Genomic DNA, 20,102 nt, shown 5'->3' with positions numbered 1-20,102 from the left:
CCCTCAGGGCAGGCGCCAGACGGTGACCGGCACGGTGTCCGCGGCCTCGAGCAGGCCGCACCCGGGCACCTCGTGCACGGCGACCCGGACGAACCGGTCCCGGGGCAGGTAGGCGCGCCCCGGATCGCCGACGACGACCCCGGCCCCGCGCCGCCGGGCGTGCTCGAGGTACCCCAGCATCCGGCGGGCCAGCGGCCGCTCGTAGAACACGTCGCCGGCGAGCACCACCTCGGCCGCCTCCGCCCCGGCCGGGCCGCGGCCCGGCGCGTCGAGCAGGTCCGCCACCAGCACGCTCACCGCCACGCCGTTCGCCGCCGCGTTGGCCGCGATCGCCGACCCGGCGAGCGGGTCGACGTCGACCGCGAGCACCGACGCGGCCCCCGCCCGGGCGGCGGCGATCGCCACCAGCCCGGACCCGGAGGCGAGGTCGAGCACGCGGCGGCCCGCCACCAGGCCGGGATGGTCGAGCACGTGCCGGGCAAGCGCCAGCCCGCCCGCCCACGCGAACGCCCAGTACGGCAACCGCCCGGTGCGCCCCCACAGCCCGAACACCTCGTCGGCGAGGCGCAGCCGTACCTCGGGCACGTACGGCGGCGCGGCCGTCCGCGTCCCGGCCGCCACCGGATCCGGCGGGGCCGTACGGCCGGGAGGCGGGCGGTCGCTCATCGCCGCGGCGGAAGCTTGGGGATCTGCAGCCGGGGACGGTCGGCCGGGTTGGGGGTGTGCGGCGGGGTCTGCGCCAGCCGCTCCAGCGCGACGTCGATGGCCCGGTCGAGCTGGGTGTCGATCCCCCGCGCGTAGTCCTGCGGCGTGATGTCCACCTCGATGTCGGGGTCGGTGCCGTAGTTCTCCACCCGCCAGCCCACGTCGTCGAACGCGAACGAGAACTCCGGCTGGGTGGTCACCGTGCCGTCGGCGAGCCGGTGCCGCGGCCAGATGCCGATCACGCCGCCCCAGGTGCGCTTGCCGACCAGCGGGCCGAGCTTGAGCAGCTTGAAGGTGTGGCTGAAGATGTCGCCGTCCGAGCCCGCCCACTCGTTGGTGATCGCCACCATCGGGCCGCGCGGCGACTCCGGCGGGTACGGCTCGGGCACGCCCCAGCGGGGGTAGTCGTAGCCGAGGCGGCGCCGGGCGAGCTTCTGCAGCAGCAGCGCCGACACGTGGCCGCCGCCGTTGAACCGCACGTCCACGATGAGGCCCTCGCGGTCGAACTCGGCGAGGAACCCGCGGTGGAACTCGGCGAAGCCCTCCGGCCCCATGTCCGGGATGTGGATGTAGCCGACGCGGCCGCCGGTGCGCTCGTGGGTGTGGGCGCGGTTCGCCTCCACCCAGTCGCGGTACCGGGCGGGCTGCTCGTCGGAGATCGCCCGCACCGTGACGGTGCGCGGCGGGCCGTCGCCGCGCCGTACCGTGAGCTGCACCTCCTGCCCGGCGAGGTTGACCAGGCGCTTGCCGGGGCTGTTGCCGGGACCGACCGGCTGGCCGTTGATGGCGAGCACCGCGTCGCCGGGGCGCACGTCCACGCCGAGCCGGTTGAGCGGCGAGGTGTGCTCCGGGTCCCAATAGTCGCCGCCGACGATGCGGCCGATCGTGTAGACGCCGTCGCGGTACTCCCAGTCCACCCCGAGCTTGCCCTGCCAGTAGTGCGGGCGCGGCCGGTACTCGCCGCCCATCTCGTAGGCGTGCGAGGTGCCGAGCTCGCCGTGCAGCTCCCACAGCAGGTCGGAGAACTCGCTGCGGGTGCTCACCCGGTCCACCAGCGGCAGGTAGCGCTCGTAGACGCCCTCCCAGTCGATGCCGGCCATGTCCTCGGTCCAGAAGTGCTCCTTCTGCAGCCGCCAGGCCTCGCGGAACATCTGCCGCCACTCCAGGTCCGGGCGGACCGACACCTTCACCCGGCCGAGGTCGATCCAGCCGCTGGAGCGGCTCGGGGTGTCGTCGTCCGGCGGGGTCTCCCCGGCCTTGATCACCCGCAGCCTGCGGTCGGACCGGTACAGCAGGGTGGCGAAGTCCGGGCCGAGGGCGAAGTCGGTGACGCCGCCGATGTAGTGGTCGTGCTTCTGTTTCTCGAAGTCGTAGATGCGCAGGCTGCCCGACGGGCCGTCGGAGTCGGAGAAGAAGCCGTCGCCGAGCGAGCCCTGCACCGGGTAGATCGAGTAGATCGCCTTGCCCTTGATGCCGACGATGCGGCCGTAGCGGCCCTCGGGCACGGGGAACGCGGCGACGCGGCGCTCGATGCCCTCGATCTCGATCTCCAGCGGCTTGTCGGCGTCGCCCTGGTCGCCGCCCTCGGCGGAGCCGCCGGATCCGTCCTTGCCCTGCGGCCCGTCGCCGCCCTTGGCCTCGGCGGCGCCGTCGGTGCCGTCGGCGGCTTCGGCGCTCTCGCCCTGGGCGCCGCCGCCCGGCTCCTTGCCCTTGTCGTCCTGCTCGGACTCCTTCAGCGGGCGCGGCTGCGGCACGAACGGGTCGGGCACGTCCGACCGGAGCGTGATCACGTACGGCCGGGTGCCGAGCGGGAAGCCGAGGTCGAACTGGAGCGAGTCGTAGACCGGGTTGAACACCCGCTCGCCGATGAAGTAGAGGTAGTCGCCGCCCGGGTCGAAGGCGGGGCGGCGGTCGCGCAGCACCGGCCGGGTGGCGTCGAAGGTCTCGCCGGTGGCGACCTTGTACAGCCGGATCGCGGTCATCTGCGCCGAGGTCGGGTAGGTGTAGGCGAGCCACGAGCCGTCCGGGGCCCAGGCCGGGTCGTCGATGCGGCCGTAGCGGCTGGAGTCGACCACCTTCATCGTCGCCTGGGCGGGGTCCTCGGCGGTGAGGTCGATGAGCAGCAGCTCGTTGCGGTGGTTGGTGACCGCGATCCGGTCGGCCTTGGGGGAGACGGCGAGGTTGGTGGCCCGGCCGGTGTCGAGGTGGGCGAGCTTGACCGGCCCGGCGGTGCCGTCGGCGGTGAGCACCACGAGCGTCTCGCGGTCGGACTCGTCGGCCGCGGCGGCGATCAGCCGCTTGCGGTCGTTGAGCCAGGTGAGCAGCCGGTAGCGCACGCCGTCGGGCTCGCCGTGCTGGAGCACCGGGCCCTCCCAGTTGGCGAACGAGTACGCCTTGCCGCGGGTGGTGATGGCCAGGCCGCTGCCGTCGTGGTTGAGCGCGGCGCTGTCGAGGAACCGCTCGGCGGGCACGAACCGGCGCTGCCGCTGGGTGGGGGAGCTGCCGAGCCGTACCGGGACGTGGCGGGCCTCGCCCTCCTCCGGGTCGAGCACGTACAGGTCGGCGCCGCAGTGGTAGACGAGGCGGCGGCCGTCGCTGGCCAGGTTGCGGGCGTAGTAGTCGGCGTGGTCGGTGTGCCGGCGGACGTCCGTGCCCTCGGGGGTGCAGGAGTAGACGTTGCCGATGCCCTCGTGGTCGGACAGGAAGTAGATGCGGTCGCCGACCCAGCAGGGGGAGGCGAGGTTGCCCTCGAGGGAGATCAGGCGGGTGAACTCGCCGGTGCCGTTCCGGTCGATCCACAGGTCGCCGACGGTGCCGCCGCGGTAGCGCTTCCAGCGGGCCGGGTCGGCGGTGTTGCGGCCCAGCACCACGCCGCCGCCGGGGCCGTAGGAGATGGAGTTCGCCGGGCCGTACGGCAGGCGGTGCGGGACGTCCTCGGGGTCGTCGGGGTTGATCCGGTACAGCCACTTGCGGCCCGCGAACGGCTGGCCGTCGTCGCTGGCGTAGATCACCGAGCCGCCGTCGTCCCAGGTGGTGACGGTGCAGCGGGCGCCCTGGTAGGTGACGCGGCGGGCGGGGCCGCCGTCGGCGGGCATCACGTAGACCTCGTCGGGGCCCTCCTCGCGGCCGACGAAGGCCAGCTGCCGGCCGTCGGGGGAGAACCGAGGGTAGCCCGCCTCCGCGACGCCCGCGGTGAGCCGCCAGGCGCGGCCGCCCTCCACGGGCACCATCCACAGATCATCCTCGGACACGAACACGACGAGGTCCCGGAAGATCGTCGGGAAGCGCACGTAGGCGGGCATCGGCTCCCTCGCGTTGGTGATCAGGCGGTCACCGGCACACTATAGACGCGCGTTCGGTCGTCGCGAATCGGTGTCGGCCGCCGGATTTCGCGTCAGTCCCGATTGATATCGGGCTCCGGTGTCATCTCCGCCCGTCTCGCCATCTTCTTGGCCTGCTTGGCCTCCCGGGACGCCTTGATCGCGGCCTTCTTCGCCTTGCCCGACAGTTTCGCCTTCTTGCGCTGGTCGCCCATGCCTTCCCCCCTGTGCATGGATGGCCGGGGCGCGGTGCGCGCCCCCTGGACAGCGCCGCGATTGATACCCCAGGAAAGCGGTCAATTGCCGCATTTCATCATGAATCAGATGATTCCCGGCATTTCTCTGACTCACAGCAGGGTGAGCTGCTCGGCCGGCGACACCGCGGACGGCAACGGCGCGGCCGCGCGGGAGGCGGCCCGGCCGCCGGTGCGCACCCCGTCGCGCGCCGCCGCGGCGCCGATGCCGTACCGCTCGGCCAGCCGCCGCACCTGGTCGGCGACGCGCTCCTGGTACGCCCTGGGCGCGTAGGCGCCCCGGCCGTACAGCTCCAGGTAACGGGGGACGAGGCGGGGGTGCTCCCGGGAGAGCCAGGCCATGAACCATTCACGCGCCCCCGGCCGCAGGTGCAGCACGATCGGCACGATCCGGACGGCCCCGGCCTCGGCGATCTCCCGGACCGCGGCCTCCAGGGCGCGCGGGCCGTCGGTGAGGTAGGGGAGGATCGGCGCCATCAGCACGCCGCAGCCGATGCCGCGCTCGTTGAGCCTGGCGCAGACCTCCAGGCGGGCGCGCGGCGAGGGCGTGCCGGGCTCGACCGGGCGCCAGGCGCGCTCGTCGGTGAACCCGACCGACACGTCCACCCCGACCCGGGTGACCTCGGCGGCCTCGGCGAGCAGGTCGATGTCGCGCAGGATCAGCGTGCCCTTGGTGAGGATGCCGAACGGCTGGGCCGCGTCGATCAGGGCGCGCAGGATGCCGGGCATGAGCCGGTAGCGGCCCTCGGCCCGCTGGTAGCAGTCGGCGTTCGGGCCGATCGCGACCACCGGGCGCGGGTCGGCGGCGCGCAGCCGCGGCGCGGCGAGCTCCCGGCGGGCGAGCTCGGCCGCGTTCACCTTGACGATGATCTTGGAGTCGAAGTCGCGGCCGGTGCCGAGGTCGAGGTAGGAGTGGGAGTTGCGGGCGAAGCAGTACACGCACGCGTGGGTGCAGCCCCGGTAGGGGTTGATCGTGTACTCGAACGGCACCCGGGAGGTCGCGGGCACCCGGTTGACGATCGACCGGGCGCGGACCTCGTAGAACGTGATCCCCCGGAACCCGGGCGCGTCGAAGGTCCGCGCCACCGCCCCCTCGGGGAACAGCGCGGGCGCCGGCCCCGGCTCGGCGGCGCCGGACGGCCGCAGATTGTCCCAGCGCACGCCTTGATTAGAACACATGTTCGGCGTTGACCGCAACACGAAAACCGGTCGTAAATAGCCGGTCGGGATACGGCTAATGATCTTCCTGCTTGGGGAGAACGTCGCTACACACCTTGCGTTGCGGGAGGTCCGGCATGGCCTGGTCGCAGGAGGAGGAGCGATTGCTCGCACAGATCGAGCGTCACCTGAGTGACGACGATCCACGACTCGCAGCGCGGCTGGAATCTCTCAACGAACGTCTCGAGCGCCGGGAGCTCAACGCGCGCCGCCGCGCCGCCCGCCGTCGCCCGAGCCGCGCCACGATCATCATCCTGGTGAGCTGGCTGCTGATCGCCACGCTGATCACCGCCCTGCTCATCGTGGCCTTCCGGCACGACGCCGCCGCCCTCGCGCTCTGACCGCGCCACGCCGGGCCGGGAGCCGTCACGGGGTGTCGAGGGCGCGCAGGAACCGCGCGGCCACGGGCGCGGCGACCTTCCCGCCACCGCCACCGCCCTCCACCACGACGGCGAACGCGACGTCGCCCCGGAAGCCGATGAACCAGGCGTGGCTGTCGAGCTCGGGGCCGGTGCCGTACTCGGCGGTGCCGGTCTTGCCCGCCGTGCCCTTGGGCAGGCCCGCCTCCTTCGCGGTGCCCTTGGTGACCACGGCGGCCATCATCGTGCGCAGGCGCTCGGCCACGCCGTCCGGCAGCCGCCGCGGGGACGCGATCTGCTCGCGCCCGGGCACCAGGGTGGGCGGCCGCCAGGTGCCGTCCGCGACCGCGGCGGCGACGGAGGCCATCACCAGCGGGCTCGCGGTGATTTTCGCCTGCCCGAACGACTCGGCGGCGAGCTCGGCGTCGCTGGTCGCCTCCGGCATGCTCGCCTTCGCCGCCGGCACGCCGATCTTCAGCGTCTGGTTGAACCCGAACCACTCGGCCGCCTCGCGCAGCTTGCGCGCGCTGAGCCGCTCGGCCGCGAGCGGGGCGAACGTGGTGTTGCACGAGTGGGCGAACGACTCCAGGAACGACACCCGGCCGAACGCCTCGTGGTTGGAGTTGCGGATCTTCAGGCCGCCCACGGTGACGTACTTGGGGCAGGTCACCGGCTCGGCCGGGTCGATCCCCTCGTTGAGCAGCGCCGCGGCGGTGATCGTCTTGAACGTCGAGCCCGGCGGGTAGGCGCCGTCGAGCGCCCGGTTGAACCCGCCCCGGTTGTTCACCACCGCGAGGATCTCCCCGGTCGACGGCCGGATCGCCACCAGGGAGGCGGGCTTGCCGAGCCCCTCCACCGCCTTGACCGCGGCCTGCTGCACGGTCAGGTCGAGCGAGGTGCGCAGCGGCTTGCCCGGCGCGCCCTTGATCGTGTCGAGCGTGCGGACGGCCTTGCCGTCCTCGCCCACCACCTGGATCTCCAGGCTCGGCCGGCCGGCGAGGCGCTCCTGGAAGGTCGCCTGCAGGCCCGCCTTGCCGACCGGGTCCCCCGCCCGGTACGGCGGGCCGAGCCGCTTGGCCTCCTTGGCGTCGGCCTTGTCGACGTACCCGACGATCTGCTGGATCGATCCGCCGGCGTCGCCCTGGTCGATGCGGCGGCCCGAGGCGTCGGTGATCGCCGCCCGCGTGGGCCAGACGGTCCTCAGCCGCAGCCGGTTGGTGCCGTCGAGCGCCGGGTGTACGGCGCGCGGGGACCAGTCGACCCGCCAGTGCCGGTCCTTGACGACGAGGGGGAGCGCCCCCCGGTAGCTCCACCGGCCGCCGTCGCGCAGGGTGAGCGTGGCGGTGTAGCCGGCGTCGGCGCGGTCGTCGCGGGGCTCGCTCACCCCGGTGAGCCGTACCTCGGTGGCGGTCACCCCCAGGTCCTTGGCGAGCCGCTCGTAGGCCGCCGCGTACGGCACGGACGGGTCGGCGAGCCAGGACCGCATCGCGGCGGTGTCGCCCCTGCTCCACGCCTGCACGAACGCCCGCGCGGTCTCCTGCGGCGTCCCCCGCGTCCGCAGCAGGTAGTAGGCGCCGCCCGCCCCCGCCCCGGCGACGAGGACCACGGCGACGGACGTGATCGCGATCGTACGGCCCCGCACCACGCGAATCCCCCCGGTCTCGGTGTCGTCAGCAGACTAGCCGTGCCCGGCCGCGCGGGTCCGGGCGCCACATATGAAGATTCGACGAGCCGAATCGCCGGTTTGTTCGCACCCGGGCAGATTAGTCCGACCTACTCCTTCATGCGGGCCTTGACGCTGGACGCGTACATCGGCACGTACTCCTGCCCGGAGAGCTTCTGGATCGCCCGCATCACCTGGTCGGTGACGTCCCGGCGGGTGCGGGCGTCGTTCGGGTCGCCGGTGAAGTACATCGGCTCGCCGATCCGCACCCCGATGCGGCCGAGGCGCGGGATGGCGCGGCCCGGCGGCAGCACCCGGTCGGTGCCGATCATCGCGACCGGCAGCACCGGGGCGCCGGTGGTGAGCGCGAGCCAGGCGACGCCGATCTTGCCCTTGTAGAGCCGGCCGTCGGGGGAGCGGGTGCCCTCCGGATAGATGCCGAACAGCTCGCCGCGGCGCAGCAGCTCGGCGGCGGCCTCGAGCACCGACCGGGCGGCCGAGGCGCTGTCCCGGTCGACCGCGATCTGGCCGGTGGCCCGCATGTACATGGCCGTGAGCGGGTTGCCGGTGAAGTACTCGGCCTTGGCCACGAAGCTGACCTTCCGCGGCAGCATCAGCGGCAGGAAGGTGGAGTCGGCGATCGACAGGTGGTTGGAGGCGAGGATCGCCGGGCCCGATGCGGGCACGTGCTCGGCCCCTTCGATGCGGGGACGCCACAGCAGGTGCAGGAACGGTCCAGTGACGATCTTCGTGAGCTGGTACAGCACGTGTGTCTCCCCATCTCGGCCGGCGAGTCAACCCTAACGGCCGTGCCCGGCGGGGCCGCGGGGCTCCGCCGCGCACGCAGCACCCCCGGAAGCGAAGTGCCCCCCGCGACCGTTGTCACGGGGGGCACGACGCCAAGGGGCCGATGTGGCGGTCGCCTCCTCGGCGAAAGGCACAACACGGCTCCAGCCGAACGGTATTCCGTGAAGGCAATGGTTGCGGCCCGGGGGACTCAGACCACATCGGCCACACGACTTTAACTCACTCTCATCGGTGGTTATTCCAGCCACGCCGTCCCGAGCTCACCGTTTCGGCCCCGATCGGCCGGGCTTTCCCAGGTAGGAGGGCATGCGCCCGGTCGGCGGCGGCATGAAAACACGGGGCGGAGCCTCCGGCGGGCCGATGCGCGGTGCGGCGGCCCGCCGCGTCGGCGTGCCGTCTCGCGTGTGGCCATCACCCGTGTGATCTACTTTGTAAAGGCGCGCGGTCGGTGCGCCTCCACCTCTCCAGTCCTCCCCAAACGCTCCCTCTCCCTACCTCAACTAAGGTGGAGGCCCCAAGCCGGTCGAAAGAGGGACCCATGCGGGTAGGTGACAAGGAACTCACCATCGGGCAGCTCGCCGAGCGCAGCGGCGTCGCGGTGAGCGCGCTGCGCTTCTACGAGTCCAAAGGGCTGATCAGCAGCAGGCGGACCTCGGGCAACCAGCGCCGCTACTCCCGGGACACCCTGCGCCGGGTCGCGTTCATCCGGGTGTCCCAGCGGGTGGGCATCCCGCTCAGCACGATCCGGGAGGCGCTGTCGAACCTGCCGGACGGGCGCACCCCGACCCGCCGGGACTGGAAGCGGCTGTCGGAGCGGTGGCGTGCCGAGCTCGACTACCGCATCGACCAGCTGGTACGGCTGCGCGACACGCTCACCGAGTGCATCGGCTGCGGATGCCTGAGCCTGGGCGCGTGCAAGCTGGCGAACCCCGGGGACCGGCTCGGCGCCGAGGGCGTCGGCCCGCGGCGGCTCATGGTGGAGCATCCCCGGCCGGCGCCGCCGGGGGACGACGGGGACTGCTGCCGCTGACGCCGTCCCGGCCTGCGCCCGCGCGGGACTCGATCAGCGCGGCGAGGCCGTCGAGCACGCGCTGCAATCCGAACCGGTAGGCGTGGTCGGGGTCGTACGCCGCGCCGTGGGCGAGCCCGGCCGCCGTGCCCACCCGCGTCGCCACCGGGAAGGCGCCCGGGTCGGCGACCTTGGCGAGCAGCGGACCGTAGGCCGCCCACCACTCGCCGTCGCCGGTGCCCGAGTCGCGCCGGGCGGCGCGCACGTTCGCCGCGGCGCGGGCGCAGGACTCGACGAACCCGAGCAGGAACGTCAGCGCGGCGTCCATCTCCACGTCGTCGAGGCCCAGGCCCTCGAGGGCGCGCAGCTCGTACTCGTACTTGGCGATCACCCCGGGGCCGAGCGGGGGCCGGGCGGTGGACACGGTGGCCAGCCACGGGTGGCGCTCGTAGAGGGCGCGGTTGTCGTGCGCGATCGCCTCGAGGCGGTCACGCCAGTGGTCGCTCGCCGGCTCGCGGCGCTCGATCTCGCCGCAGACCGTGTCGATCATCAGGTCGAGCAGCTCGGCCTTGCCGGGAATGTAGGTGTACAGCGACATCGCGGTGATGCCGAGCCGCTCGGCGACGCGGCGCATGGACAGCGCGGCCAGCCCTTCGCCGTCGGCGAGGTCGATCGCCGCCCTGGTGATCTGGGCGACCGAGAACCGGGGCTTGGGGCCGCGCCGGGGAGCGTCGCGCAGCCCCCAGAGCAGCTCGATGGTGCGGCCGGGGTCGCCGCCACCGCTGTACGCCGTGGTCACGCCCCTCATTCTCCCAGTGCCGTCCGCGGCGGAATTCCCTACTCCGTTGCCGGCCGGGGTTCCCGGCCGTCCGGATACCTGTCAGTGGTTGTCAGGGATGCCGTCTAGCCTGGAGCGGCGCCGCGCTCCAGGGGTGCCTCTGGGCCGGGCCGTACGGCTCGGCGCGCGCGGCCGGATGACCAGCGACCACCAGCGGATTGCCTGGAGCGGCCGATGGGTTACTACCGGACCTTGATCGCCGTGGCGGACGACTGCCCGGTCGACGCCTCCGTCGTGCCGAGCGGCGAGAGGAAGACGGTCGCCGCGCTGCAGTACGAGATGCTCGCCGCCGAGCCGTACCGGCTGACGCAGGAGGACGTGCTGTTCCTCATCTGGGTGCGCCGCCGGCCCGACTTCGGCGAGCTGGGCGAGAACGAGCTGGCCGCGCTGCGGGATGAGTTCTTCTCCAAGAGCCGGGCGTGCCTGCGCGCCTCGCCGCTGCCCAAGCGGTACGGGTTCGGGCTGCTGTTCGACGGCGAGGGGCGGATCGCCCTGTGCCCGATGGAGTCGGAGGAGTACCGGCGGATTGTGGCGGGCGGCGAGGGCTACACGGTGGTGAAGGCGATGCGCACCTCCCGCCGCTGATCACACCCGCGGCGCGGGGCCGTGTGCCGCGCAGCGACGGGCCGGCCACGCCGCCGCCGTCGCCGCCGACGGTGACCGTGGCCGCGTCTCCGGCGTGGGAGCTGCGTGGCGGATCGCGGCGAGGTTCGCCTCGAGGGGGCCGGCGTTGCGCACGGTCCGGCGGGTCGTGCCCGCCCGATGATCTCGGGGCGGATGGGCGTGGCGTCCGGTACCAGGCCCGCCGGCTCTCGCGCCGCCGGTCGGTCGGGCCGCTGCGCCACGGGTGACGCCGATCCCCGCCGCTGGGGAGCCACCACGAACCGTCGGGATGCCGCCCCCTTTCGGCCGTACGTCCCGGCACGGTCGTTGGCGATCCTATGGGGTTCGTGGTCAGCCGGGACGATGCCCGGCGGGCCGCGCCGAGGGCTCGTTCTCCTCCCCGGCCGGGCCCTGCGCGGAGGGGGTCGTGCCGGTGCCGTTGGGCTGCTGCGGGCCGGGCAGGGCGGCCGGGGGATGCGCGATGTGCGGGGCACGGGCGCCGTCGGGCCGGATGTGCGGGGACGGTGACCGCTCGCCGGGCGTGGGCGGCGCGGCGGGACGGGGCGGGTGGCCCGGGCGCCGGGACCGGCCCTGGTCGCCGTGGCCGTCGCTCGGCCTGGCGCCGCGGCGGCCGGTGGCGGTGGAGCCGATGGCGGGGAGCGGCGCGGCGGTGCGCTTCGGCGGCTCGGGGCCGCCGTCGTCGCCGAACCAGCGGGCGAGGCGGCCACCGCGGCTGACCGCGCGCAGCCGGCGTTCGGTGGCCTCGCGGACGGCCATCGTGGTGACGATGAGCAGCTCGTCGCCCTCGCGCAGCCGGGTGTCGGGCGTGGGGACGAAGCTGGAGCGGCGGTCGCGCACGATCAGCCCGATCGCCGAGGGGGCGGGCAGCCGCAGCTCGCCGACCTCGACGCCGTGCAGCCGGGAGCCGGGCGGGATGGTGACGGTGAGCAGCTCGGCGCCGAGCGCGTCGAGGGGCGCGGACTCGATGCCGATCTGCCGGGCCTGCTCGTCCTCGGCGAGGCCGAGTCTGCGGGCGACGACGGTCAGGGACGGGGCCTGGATCAGGGTGAAGACGGCGACGATGACGAAGACGATGTTGAGCAGGTGCCAGGCGCCGGGGACGTCGGCCACGATCGGGAAGGTGGTGAGCACGATCGGCACGGCCCCGCGCAGCCCGGCCCAGGAGATGAACGCCTGGGACCGCCAGGGCATGCGGAACGGCAGCAGGCAGAGCACCACCGAGATCGGGCGGGCGGCGAGCAGCAGGACCAGGCCGACGACCAGGCCGGGCACGAGCGCCGAGGGCAGGTCGCTGGGGTCGGCCAGCAGGCCGAGCATGACGAACAGGCCGATCTGGGCGAGCCAGGCGGCGCCTTCGGCGAAGGATCGGGTGGCCGCGCGGTGCGGCAGCTCGGAGTTGCCGAGGATGATGCCGGACAGGTAGGCGGCGACGATGCCGGAGGCGCCGGCCGCGCCCGCCGCGGCGAACGCGGTGATGCCCAGGCCCAGCGTGGCCAGCGGGTACAGGCCGCTGGCGGGGAGCGCGACGTACCGCAGCCCTTTGGCGCCGCCCCAGCCGAACAGCAGGCCGAACAGGATGCCGACGGCGATCTGGTAGACCATCTGCCAGCCGATCTCCAGCGGGCCGGGCAGGGCGCCGGCGGCGCTGAAGACGAGCACGAGGATGACGGTCGGCGCGTCGTTGAACCCGGACTCGGCCTCCACGAGCCCGGCGAGGCGGCGGGGCAGCGGCAGGCCGCGCAGCACCGAGAACACCGCGGCGGCGTCGGTGGAGGAGACGATCGCGCCGAGGAGTAAGGCGAGCCGCCACTCCATGCCGAGCAGCAGGTGGGCGCCCGCCGCGGTGACCAGGACGCTGATCACCACGCCGAGGGTGGCGAGGATGCCCGCCGGGGCGAGCATGCGCCGTATATCGTTCCAGCGCGTGCTGAGGCCACCTTCGACGAGGATGACCGCGAGCGCCCCGGCGCCGAGCGTCTGGGCGAGGGCGGCGTCGTCGAACGGGATGCCGAGCCCGTCCTCGCCGAGGAACACGCCAAGGGCGAGGAACAGCAGCAGGCTGGGGAGGCCGAGCCGCCCGGCGGTCCGTACGGCGGCGATTCCGGCGAACAGCACCAGGCCACCGACCAGCAGCACGATGTACAGCTGCGGCAGACTCATGCGTTCGCGTGCTCGCTTCCCGGCCGCCGTGCGGCGGCTGATCGTGTCGTGGTCTCCCTCATGCCGATGCCGACGGCGTCATCGCCGGGCGCCGCGGGCGCGGCCGGTGTGCACCCGGTGGTGGCGGACGGGACCGCCGTCCCGGCCCGTGTCCGCGCACCTGCTGCGGACCGGCGGGCGTATGTCGCCGGCACCCTGCGGTCGCGCTCCCGCCCGTGGCGGGAGACACCATAGTGGCCCAGCGTGGTGCAGTCTCACCGTACCTTCGCGGCGGCGCCCGAAGCCAGTCATGATTGCGGAGGATTTAGCAGCAACATGTAAAGAACACTCTATGTCGGGATAGCGGGTGATAGCGTCGGGGCGGCCGCCGCGGCCGCGCGGGCAGGCCCCGGACGAGTGCGTCGTACCCGGCAGGACAAGACGACGCGGCATCATCGCAGGCCGTCTCGCGGAGGTCGCCGACCCATGGCGTGGATCGTTCTGATCGTGTCGGGCATGCTCGAAACGGCGTGGGCCGTGGCGCTCGCCGAGTCCAAGGGCCTGACCCGGCCCTGGCCCACCGTGCTGTTCGGGATCTCTCTCGCGGCGAGCATGCTCGGCCTCGGCTACGCCCTGCGCTCGATCCCGGTCGGCACCGCGTACGCCGTGTGGGTGGGCATCGGGGCGGTCGGCACCGCGGTGTACGGCATGGTCATGCTCAACGAGCCGGCCACGGCCGGGCGGCTGATCTGCCTCACGCTGATCATCAGCGGGGTGGTCGGGCTCAAGCTGCTGCACTGACCCCGCCCTGCGGCGGCGCCGCCCGGACCGCACGGGCCCGGGCGGATGCCGGGCGTCACCCCTGCCGGGGCCAGTCCGGGACGCGGGCCCGGTTGAGGAACAGCACGCCGTCGATCAGGTCGAGGTGGGCCGGGTCGAGGGGGAAGTAGGCGTAGTGCGGCGACTCGCGCCTGGCGGGGCCGGGAACCGCCGCGGCGAGGGCGCGGGCGTCGGCGAGCGCGCGGTCGTACGGGAGCGTGGCGAGCGCGCCCTCGAGGGTGCCCGCGGGTGGGGCGTCGTCGCCGAACGTGCCCAGGGCCGAGGCGATGAACGCGTACCGGTCGCCCAGGTGCGCGCCGACGAGCGCGCCCGCGCTCCACCACTCCAGCTCCTGGTCGCCGAGCCGCATCGTGCTCCGGCTCCGCTGCAGGTGGAGGTTGTGGGAGAACACCAGGACCGGGCCGTGTGCGGCGATGGCGCGCAGGTTGGCGGCCATCAGCGCGTCCCGTACCGCCGACAGCCGGGACACCCGGGCCGGGGAGGTGTCGGCCATCCAGTGGTGGTAGCGCAGCAGGCCGACGGCGGTGCGCGCGTACAGCTCCGCGCGCTCCCGGTCCGCGGGGCTCAGCCGCGGCGCCTGGGTCTCCAGCAGCGTGACCAGATCGTCGGTGATCAGCCGCAGCCGCCGGGCCTGCTCGCTCTGGCCGACCGACTTCGCGGGGTCCATCACGGTGGCCGGGTCCGACCATCGCTCGTCCGGGCCGAGCAGCTCGTCGATCGTGTCCCAGGCGCAGGGCGGGCCGTCGACCAGCGCGTACAGGCCGGCGAGCGCCTCGCGCGGGCTGGCCGCCCAGTACTCCAGCGGGCCGTCGAAGCCGAAGAACCGGAGGCTGGTGCCGTGCCGCCGGTTGTGCTCGCGCATCCAGGCCACCAGCTCGCGGTTGGGGGCGAAGGCGCCGAAGCCGTGGCTGAAGCCGCGCTCCATGACCTCGTCGAGGTCACCGGCGCCGGTGGTGACGTACGCGTCGACCAGCAGCCCCTTGAGGCAGTCGCTCTCGATGGCGAACGCGCGGTAGCCCTCGTGCTCGACCAGGTACCGGAAGATCTCGTTGCGCGCCTCGCCCAGCTCGGTGACGAAGTGCACCGCCTCGCCGAGGCCGAGCAGGTCGGGCCGGGCCGGGAGCGAGCGCAGGAAGGCCGATACGCCCGCGCCGTCGAGCGGACGGGCCGAGTCCCTGATTTCCATACCTTTTACGGTATCGTTGAACCCTCGATGTAAACTTTCCGCGCTTTTCCAGGCGTTCGGGGCGGTGAACCTTCAATCGTCGAGGCAGCCATGAGGCCGGTGGACCTGGCGCGCGAGCACGGCCTGTCCACGCAGGCGGTGCGCAACTACGAGAGCGCGGGCATCCTGCCGCCCGCCGGGCGCACCGCCGCGGGCCACCGCGTCTACACCCCGCTGCACGCCACGGCGCTGCGGGCGTTTCTGTCGCTGGCGGCCGGGCACGGGCACGCCACGGCCACGGCGATCATGCAGGCGGTCAACCGGGGCGCGGTCGACGAGGCGCTGCGCCTCATCGACGAGAGCCACGGCCGGCTGCTGGAGGACCGCCGCACCCTCGAGGCGGTCGACGCCGCGCTGCGCGACCTTGTGCCCGCGCCGCCGCCCGAGCCGGGTGGGGTGCACATCGGCGCGCTCGCCCGCAGGCTGGGCGTGCGGCCCGCCACGCTGCGCAAGTGGGAGAAGGCCGGGCTGGTGTCGCCGCGCCGCGATCCGCGCACCGGCTACCGGGTGTACGGCGCGGCCGACGTGCGGGACGCCCGGCTGGTGCACCAGCTGCGGCGGGGCGGCTACCTGCTGGAGCAGATCGCCCCGCTGATCGCCCAGGTGCGGGCGGCCGGGGGCGTGGAGCCGCTGGAGTCGGCGATCCGCGGCTGGCGGGAGCGGCTGTCCGCCCGGGGCCGGGCGATGCTCGCCGGCGCCGCCGGCCTTCACGCCTACCTGCGCGCCCGGGAGGGCTGACCGGCCGGGCGGCGCGGCTCAGCCGCGCGGCGCGTACATGATCACCAGCACGCCGGCCATGCAGATCAGCGCGCCGATGACGTCCCAGCGGTCGGGGCGGAAGCCGTCGACGAGCACGCCCCACAGCAGCGATCCGGCGACGAACACCCCGCCGTAGGCGGCGAGCACGCGGCCGAAGTGCGGGTCGGGCTGCAGCGTGGCGGCCAGGCCGTACAGGCCGAGCGCGATGACGCCGGCGCCGGCCCAGATCAGGCCGCGCTGCTCGCGCAGGCCCTGCCAGACCAGCCAGGCGCCGCCGATCTCCAGCAGCGCGGCGAGGGCGAAGAGCGCAAGGGAACGCAGGATCGTCACGTCGGCCATTGCACCAGGCGGGTAGGGGTGGCCGCAGCGCAGGGTCGCGTGTGCCCGGGTGTGACCGGAACGTGACTTGACGTCCGCGACTCCCGTAATGAGTATTATTCCTACCCATAAAGTCGGAATAACCGGGAAAGGGGATGTGGTGCGATCGCTTATCCTGCTCGGCCTTGTCGGCTTCGCCGCGCAACTCGTGGACGGAAGCCTCGGCATGGCCTACGGCGTCACGTCCACCACGCTGCTGCTCGCCATCGGCACGAACCCGGCGGCGGCATCGGCCACCGTGCACCTCGCCGAGATCGGCACCACGCTGGCCTCCGGCATCTCCCACTGGCGCTTCGACAACGTCGACTGGAAGGTGATCGCCAAGATCGGCATCCCCGGCGCGCTCGGCGCGTTCGCCGGCGCGACCTTCCTGTCCAGCCTGTCGACCGAGGTCGCCGCGCCGATCATGTCGATCATCCTGCTGGCCCTCGGCGTCTACATCCTCGTCCGCTTCACCGCCTTCGGCCTCAGCCGTGACAACCTCGGCAAGCCGCTGCGCAAGCGGTTCCTCGCCCCGCTCGGCCTGTTCGCCGGGTTCATCGACGCCACCGGCGGCGGTGGCTGGGGCCCGGTCGGCACCCCGGCCCTGCTGGCCAGCGGCCGCATCCCGCCCCGCAAGGTGATCGGCTCCATCGACACCAGCGAGTTCCTCATCGCGATCGCCGCCAGCATCGGCTTCTTCGTCGGCCTCGGCTCGGAGAACATCGACTTCGCCTGGGTGGCCGTGCTGCTCGCCGGCGGGGTGATCGCCGCCCCCATCGCCGCCTGGCTGGTCCGCCACATCCCCCCGCGCATCCTCGGCTCGGCGGTCGGCGGCCTGATCATCCTCACCAACACCCGCACCCTGCTGCGCAGCGACTGGGTCGACGCGCCCGGCAACGTCCAGACGATCGCGTACGTCGCCATCGCGGTGATCTGGGCCGCGGCCGTCGCCTACTCGGTGCGCGAGTACCGCCGCCACAAGGAGCAGGAGTCGGTCGAGGCGATCGAGGCCGAGCTGCGCAGGCGCGAGGCGGAGGAGCCCACCCCCGCCTGACCCCGCACCCGGCCGTACGGCCCCTCGTTCGGCCCGGTTCCGCCCCCGGAGCCGGGCCGAACCGCATTCGACACCGGCGGCACCGGCCGCACCCGACCCGACACGGATGCCCGATCCGCACGACGACCAGGAGTGATCCCGTGACCGCGACAGCCACCCACCACCGACTGCGACCCGCCCGTCCCGGCCGCCGCGCCCGCACCGCCGGCCTGCCGGCGCCGTGCCGTACCGCCGCGTGCCGGTGGGCGGCATGATGCGCATCTCCGCCCGGACCCAGTACGCGCTGCGCGCGATGGTGGCCCTGGCGGCGAGCGACGGGCTCATGCACGCCGAGAAGATCGCCGCGGACCAGGACATCCCGCGCCGGTTCTGCGACAACATCCTGCTGCACCTGCGCCGGGCCGGGCTGCTGGTGAGCCAGCGCGGCCCGGAGGGCGGCTACCGGCTCGCCCGCCCCGCGCACGAGATCACCCTCGCCGACGTGATCCGGGTGACCGAGGGCGTCGAGCCACCCGCGGCCCGCTTCTCCGGCGCCGCCGCCCCGCTGACCGAGATCCTGGAACGCCTCTACGACCACGAGAACGCCCTGCTCGGCGAGATCACGCTCGCCGACGTGGTCGCCTCCGCCCACGCCGCGGCGGCCGGGGGCGGCGCGACCTAGCCCCGTGGGATGATCGGCGCGTGCGGGAACGGTGGAGTACGGCCGAGCAGATCGCGGCGAAGATCGCGGAGTTCGAGGCGGCGCTGGGGCCGTCCTGGCGGCGGCCGGTCGCCCACGGCATCGGGCACCAGGCCGGCGGGCGGCCCGTCGTCGACCGGGTCAACGCCGGCACCGGCCACCTGCTGCCCGCGGTCGTGCTCGCCACGGTCACCGGCTACCGCTGCGGCGTGCGGGCGATCCCGATGACGGCCGCGGACCTCGACCGGGCGATCCGCCTGCTGGAGCCCGCCGAGGCCTACCCCGGGTCACGTCACCCGAACCTGCGGACCTGGCGGCGGCTGCGTGCGGAGATCGGCGACCACGGCACGGCCGTCGCGCTGTTCGCCGACCGGCTCGACGGCCCGGACGAGGGCGACGCGTTCGTGCGGGCCTTCCTGGCCGCGATCCGCCGGGACCGGCCCGGCCGCCCCGTGGCGTGATGAGCGTGGCGGCACGGCATGCAAGTGCCGGTGCGGCCCGGGAGCTCACCCGGTACGGCACGGCGATCGGCGTGGGCGCGGCCTCGGGCGATGAGGCGGCTCGCCGGCGTCCCCGCAAGCCAGGCCTCGCCTGCCAAGGGGGTACGACCACTGCCGTCACGGTCGGTGGCACGCCGGCATGGGCCACAGCTCAAGCTCCGGGCAAACATGCCCTGCTGGGCGGGTGTCGGCGGGGGTCCGACCGGCGCTCCGCGCTCCGCTCGTTCACAGCGGCGTGGCCGCCCGCGCCCGGCGATTCATGGGGAGCGCATGGTCGTGCTCGCCCCGAGCCGCGCACCCGCCGAAGCGCCGTTGCGACGCCGCACGGACAGGCCCGGAACGCCGGATCACCGAAGAGGCGGTGGCCGCGTTTGCCGCGACCGCGCCGCAGTGCGTGATCCGCATCACACCCTGTCACGCCGGTCGATGGCGCGGTGTCTTCAGGTCGAACCCTTGAGACGAAGGAGAGACCATGCCGCGAACCATCGAGGTGGCCGTGATCGGTGGCGGGTACGCGGGCGTGAGCGCCGCCAACCGCCTGGCCGGGCGTGACGATGTGGCGGTGACCCTGATCAACGCGCGCCCGCACTTCACCGAGCGGATCCGCCTGCACCAGCTCGCCGCCGGCACCCACGACGCGGTGGTCGAGTACCGGGACATCCTCGCCGACGGCGTCCGCCTCGTGGCCGGAACCGTGACCCGGATCGACGCCGCGGGCCGCGCCCTGGCACTGGCGGACGGGGACACGCTCGGCTACGACTACCTGATCTACGCGGTCGGCAGCGTCGGCGCCGATCCGGGCGTGCCCGGCGCGGCCGAGTTCGCCCGCCCCATCACCACCCTGGAGGAGGCGCACCGGCTGCGGGCGGACATCCGCACCACGCCTGTCTCCGCACCGCTGGTCGTGGTCGGCGGCGGGCCGACCGGCGTCGAGACCGCGTCCGAGCTGGCCGGGCAGGGCCGCCCGGTCACCCTGGTGTGCGGCGGCGATCTCGCCCCGTCGCTGCACGCCACCGGCCGCCGCGCGGTCGCCCGCCGGCTGGAGCGGCTCGGGGTACGGGTGCTCGCCGGCCCGGGCACCGAGGTGACCGCCGTCGCCTCCGGGCGGGTACGGCTCGCCGACGGGCGTGAGCTGCCCGCGGCGGTGATGATCTGGGCCGCCGGGTTCGTCGCGCCGGACCTGGCCGCGCGCAGCGGGCTGCGCACCGACGCGGCCGGCCGCCTGGTCACCGACGAGACGCTGACCTGCGTCGACGATCCGCGGATCGTGGCGGCCGGGGACGCGGCGGCGCCGTCCGCCTGGCCGTACCGGATGAGCTGCCAGGCGGCGATGCAGGTCGGGCCGCAGGCCGCCGAGACCGTGCTGGCCCGGATCCGGGGTACGGACCCGTCGCCGGTGAAGGTGTGGTTCGCCGCCCAGTGCATCAGCCTGGGCCGGGAGGCCGGGGTCGTGCAGATCTGCCGCAGGGACGACACCGCGACCCGCGCCTACGTCGGCGGGCGCTCGGGGGCGGCGTTGAAGGAGCTGGTCTGCCGCGGCACGCTGTGGCGGCTGGCCGGTGAGGCGCGCGGCGCGGCACGGCGCGGACGGCGGGCCGCGGGCGGCGCGACCCGGCAGCCCGCGCGCACCCGGCGGGAGAGGCAGCCGGTGCGCTGAGCCCCTGCCCCGGGCCGGGGAGACATCCCCGGCCCGGGGCGGGATCGGGGCCGGAGGAGGCGGGCGGCCGCGGTACGGCCGTGCGGGAACCG

At 74.0% G+C, this 20,102-nt stretch carries 19 protein-coding genes and 1 riboswitch; of the genes, 9 read left to right on the top strand and 10 right to left on the bottom strand.

Annotation, left to right across the window (positions count from 1 at the left end; all coding sequences use genetic code 11):
• Positions 1–3 precede the first annotated feature (3 nt).
• The 4 genes from FHX40_RS11250 to FHX40_RS11240 form a co-directional block, all read right to left on the bottom strand.
• Entirely contained in the window at positions 4–666 is a 663-nt protein-coding gene (locus tag FHX40_RS11250) for a class I SAM-dependent methyltransferase (protein WP_142259558.1), read from the bottom strand.
• Positions 663–4,007, bottom strand: a complete 3,345-nt coding sequence (locus FHX40_RS25785) for a S41 family peptidase (RefSeq protein WP_142259557.1) — start codon at positions 4,005–4,007, stop codon at positions 663–665. Before FHX40_RS25785 ends, FHX40_RS11250 begins: the two co-directional genes overlap by 4 nt.
• A 92-nt stretch (positions 4,008–4,099) precedes the next feature.
• Complete coding sequence (locus FHX40_RS25060; protein WP_170198798.1) at positions 4,100–4,240, bottom strand: hypothetical protein; 141 nt, start codon at positions 4,238–4,240, stop codon at positions 4,100–4,102.
• A gap of 132 nt (positions 4,241–4,372) precedes the next feature.
• Complete coding sequence (locus FHX40_RS11240; protein ID WP_142259556.1) at positions 4,373–5,440, bottom strand: Rv2578c family radical SAM protein; 1,068 nt, start codon at positions 5,438–5,440, stop codon at positions 4,373–4,375.
• Positions 5,441–5,574: 134 nt separating this feature from the next.
• Here FHX40_RS11240 and FHX40_RS11235 point away from each other — a divergent pair, with 134 nt between their 5' ends.
• Positions 5,575–5,838, top strand: a complete 264-nt coding sequence (locus tag FHX40_RS11235; protein ID WP_142259555.1) for a DUF3040 domain-containing protein — start codon at positions 5,575–5,577, stop codon at positions 5,836–5,838.
• A 25-nt stretch (positions 5,839–5,863) separates the two neighbouring features.
• Here the strand turns inward: FHX40_RS11235 and FHX40_RS11230 are convergent, their stop codons facing one another.
• Together FHX40_RS11230 and FHX40_RS11225 are read right to left on the bottom strand one after the other, a co-directional pair.
• On the bottom strand, positions 5,864–7,498 hold the full coding sequence (locus FHX40_RS11230) for a penicillin-binding transpeptidase domain-containing protein (RefSeq protein WP_229788171.1): 1,635 nt from the start codon (positions 7,496–7,498) through the stop codon (positions 5,864–5,866).
• 131 nt (positions 7,499–7,629) lie between these two features.
• Positions 7,630–8,286 (bottom strand): lysophospholipid acyltransferase family protein, encoded by a 657-nt coding sequence (locus tag FHX40_RS11225; protein WP_142259553.1) that lies wholly within the window; start codon positions 8,284–8,286, stop codon positions 7,630–7,632.
• A gap of 578 nt (positions 8,287–8,864) precedes the next feature.
• On the opposite strand from FHX40_RS11225, the gene soxR reads away from it, so the two are divergent.
• On the top strand, positions 8,865–9,356 hold the full coding sequence (gene soxR / locus FHX40_RS11220; protein WP_142259552.1) for a redox-sensitive transcriptional activator SoxR: 492 nt from the start codon (positions 8,865–8,867) through the stop codon (positions 9,354–9,356).
• On the opposite strand, the gene FHX40_RS11215 is transcribed toward soxR, so the two are convergent.
• Entirely contained in the window at positions 9,298–10,134 is an 837-nt protein-coding gene (locus FHX40_RS11215) for a TetR/AcrR family transcriptional regulator (protein ID WP_211350235.1), read from the bottom strand. The genes soxR and FHX40_RS11215 overlap by 59 nt on opposite strands.
• A gap of 213 nt (positions 10,135–10,347) precedes the next feature.
• Between FHX40_RS11215 and FHX40_RS11210 the strand changes: the two genes are divergently transcribed.
• On the top strand, positions 10,348–10,758 hold the full coding sequence (locus tag FHX40_RS11210; protein WP_142259550.1) for a DUF6157 family protein: 411 nt from the start codon (positions 10,348–10,350) through the stop codon (positions 10,756–10,758).
• 369 nt (positions 10,759–11,127) lie between these two features.
• Here the strand turns inward: FHX40_RS11210 and FHX40_RS11205 are convergent, their stop codons facing one another.
• On the bottom strand, positions 11,128–12,957 hold the full coding sequence (locus FHX40_RS11205) for a potassium/proton antiporter (protein ID WP_142259549.1): 1,830 nt from the start codon (positions 12,955–12,957) through the stop codon (positions 11,128–11,130).
• A 375-nt stretch (positions 12,958–13,332) separates the two neighbouring features.
• A riboswitch (guanidine-III (ykkC-III) riboswitch) is annotated at positions 13,333–13,387 on the top strand.
• A gap of 35 nt (positions 13,388–13,422) precedes the next feature.
• On the opposite strand from FHX40_RS11205, the gene FHX40_RS11200 reads away from it, so the two are divergent.
• Complete coding sequence (locus FHX40_RS11200; RefSeq protein ID WP_142259548.1) at positions 13,423–13,737, top strand: DMT family transporter; 315 nt, start codon at positions 13,423–13,425, stop codon at positions 13,735–13,737.
• 55 nt (positions 13,738–13,792) lie between these two features.
• Here the strand turns inward: FHX40_RS11200 and FHX40_RS11195 are convergent, their stop codons facing one another.
• Complete coding sequence (locus FHX40_RS11195) at positions 13,793–14,962, bottom strand: erythromycin esterase family protein (protein ID WP_142259547.1); 1,170 nt, start codon at positions 14,960–14,962, stop codon at positions 13,793–13,795.
• Positions 14,963–15,052: 90 nt separating this feature from the next.
• Between FHX40_RS11195 and FHX40_RS11190 the strand changes: the two genes are divergently transcribed.
• A complete protein-coding gene (locus FHX40_RS11190) occupies positions 15,053–15,739 on the top strand; it encodes a TioE family transcriptional regulator (protein WP_142259546.1) in 687 nt (228 codons plus the stop codon).
• Between the two features lie 18 nt (positions 15,740–15,757).
• Here FHX40_RS11190 and FHX40_RS11185 read toward each other — a convergent pair whose 3' ends face one another.
• Positions 15,758–16,090: a YnfA family protein gene (locus tag FHX40_RS11185; protein WP_142259545.1), complete on the bottom strand. Its 333-nt coding sequence runs from the start codon at positions 16,088–16,090 to the stop codon at positions 15,758–15,760.
• Between the two features lie 148 nt (positions 16,091–16,238).
• Here FHX40_RS11185 and FHX40_RS11180 point away from each other — a divergent pair, with 148 nt between their 5' ends.
• From FHX40_RS11180 to FHX40_RS11165, 4 genes are all read left to right on the top strand, one after another.
• A complete protein-coding gene (locus FHX40_RS11180) occupies positions 16,239–17,174 on the top strand; it encodes a sulfite exporter TauE/SafE family protein (RefSeq protein WP_142259544.1) in 936 nt (311 codons plus the stop codon).
• A 250-nt stretch (positions 17,175–17,424) separates the two neighbouring features.
• Positions 17,425–17,835 carry an RrF2 family transcriptional regulator gene (locus FHX40_RS11175; RefSeq protein WP_373286846.1) on the top strand — a complete coding sequence of 137 codons (411 nt, stop codon included), beginning with the start codon at positions 17,425–17,427 and terminating at the stop codon, positions 17,833–17,835.
• Positions 17,836–17,855: 20 nt separating this feature from the next.
• A complete protein-coding gene (locus tag FHX40_RS11170; RefSeq protein WP_142259543.1) occupies positions 17,856–18,314 on the top strand; it encodes a hypothetical protein in 459 nt (152 codons plus the stop codon).
• A gap of 511 nt (positions 18,315–18,825) precedes the next feature.
• Positions 18,826–20,010 (top strand): NAD(P)/FAD-dependent oxidoreductase, encoded by a 1,185-nt coding sequence (locus tag FHX40_RS11165; protein WP_142259542.1) that lies wholly within the window; start codon positions 18,826–18,828, stop codon positions 20,008–20,010.
• The last annotated feature ends 92 nt before the right edge of the window (positions 20,011–20,102 follow it).

Source organism: Thermopolyspora flexuosa (genome assembly GCF_006716785.1).
Classification (GTDB): Bacteria; Actinomycetota; Actinomycetes; order Streptosporangiales; family Streptosporangiaceae; genus Thermopolyspora; species Thermopolyspora flexuosa.
The sequence above is the reverse complement of the archived record's forward strand: the minus strand, read 5'-3'. Positions and strand labels throughout refer to the sequence as shown.

Bases quoted from the DNA above. Each gene is read 5' to 3' on its own strand.
- FHX40_RS11250 (WP_142259558.1), bottom strand. From the start codon at position 666: ATGAGCGACCGCCCGCCTCCCGGCCGTACGGCCCCGCCGGATCCGGTG.
- FHX40_RS25785 (WP_142259557.1), bottom strand. From the start codon at position 4,007: ATGCCCGCCTACGTGCGCTTCCCGACGATCTTCCGGGACCTCGTCGTG.
- FHX40_RS25060 (WP_170198798.1), bottom strand. From the start codon at position 4,240: ATGGGCGACCAGCGCAAGAAGGCGAAACTGTCGGGCAAGGCGAAGAAG.
- FHX40_RS11235 (WP_142259555.1), top strand. From the start codon at position 5,575: ATGGCCTGGTCGCAGGAGGAGGAGCGATTGCTCGCACAGATCGAGCGT.
- soxR (WP_142259552.1), top strand. From the start codon at position 8,865: ATGCGGGTAGGTGACAAGGAACTCACCATCGGGCAGCTCGCCGAGCGC.
- FHX40_RS11210 (WP_142259550.1), top strand. From the start codon at position 10,348: ATGGGTTACTACCGGACCTTGATCGCCGTGGCGGACGACTGCCCGGTC.
- FHX40_RS11205 (WP_142259549.1), bottom strand. From the start codon at position 12,957: ATGAGTCTGCCGCAGCTGTACATCGTGCTGCTGGTCGGTGGCCTGGTG.
- FHX40_RS11200 (WP_142259548.1), top strand. From the start codon at position 13,423: ATGGCGTGGATCGTTCTGATCGTGTCGGGCATGCTCGAAACGGCGTGG.
- FHX40_RS11195 (WP_142259547.1), bottom strand. From the start codon at position 14,962: ATGGAAATCAGGGACTCGGCCCGTCCGCTCGACGGCGCGGGCGTATCG.
- FHX40_RS11190 (WP_142259546.1), top strand. From the start codon at position 15,053: ATGAGGCCGGTGGACCTGGCGCGCGAGCACGGCCTGTCCACGCAGGCG.
- FHX40_RS11175 (WP_373286846.1), top strand. From the start codon at position 17,425: ATGATGCGCATCTCCGCCCGGACCCAGTACGCGCTGCGCGCGATGGTG.
- FHX40_RS11165 (WP_142259542.1), top strand. From the start codon at position 18,826: ATGCCGCGAACCATCGAGGTGGCCGTGATCGGTGGCGGGTACGCGGGC.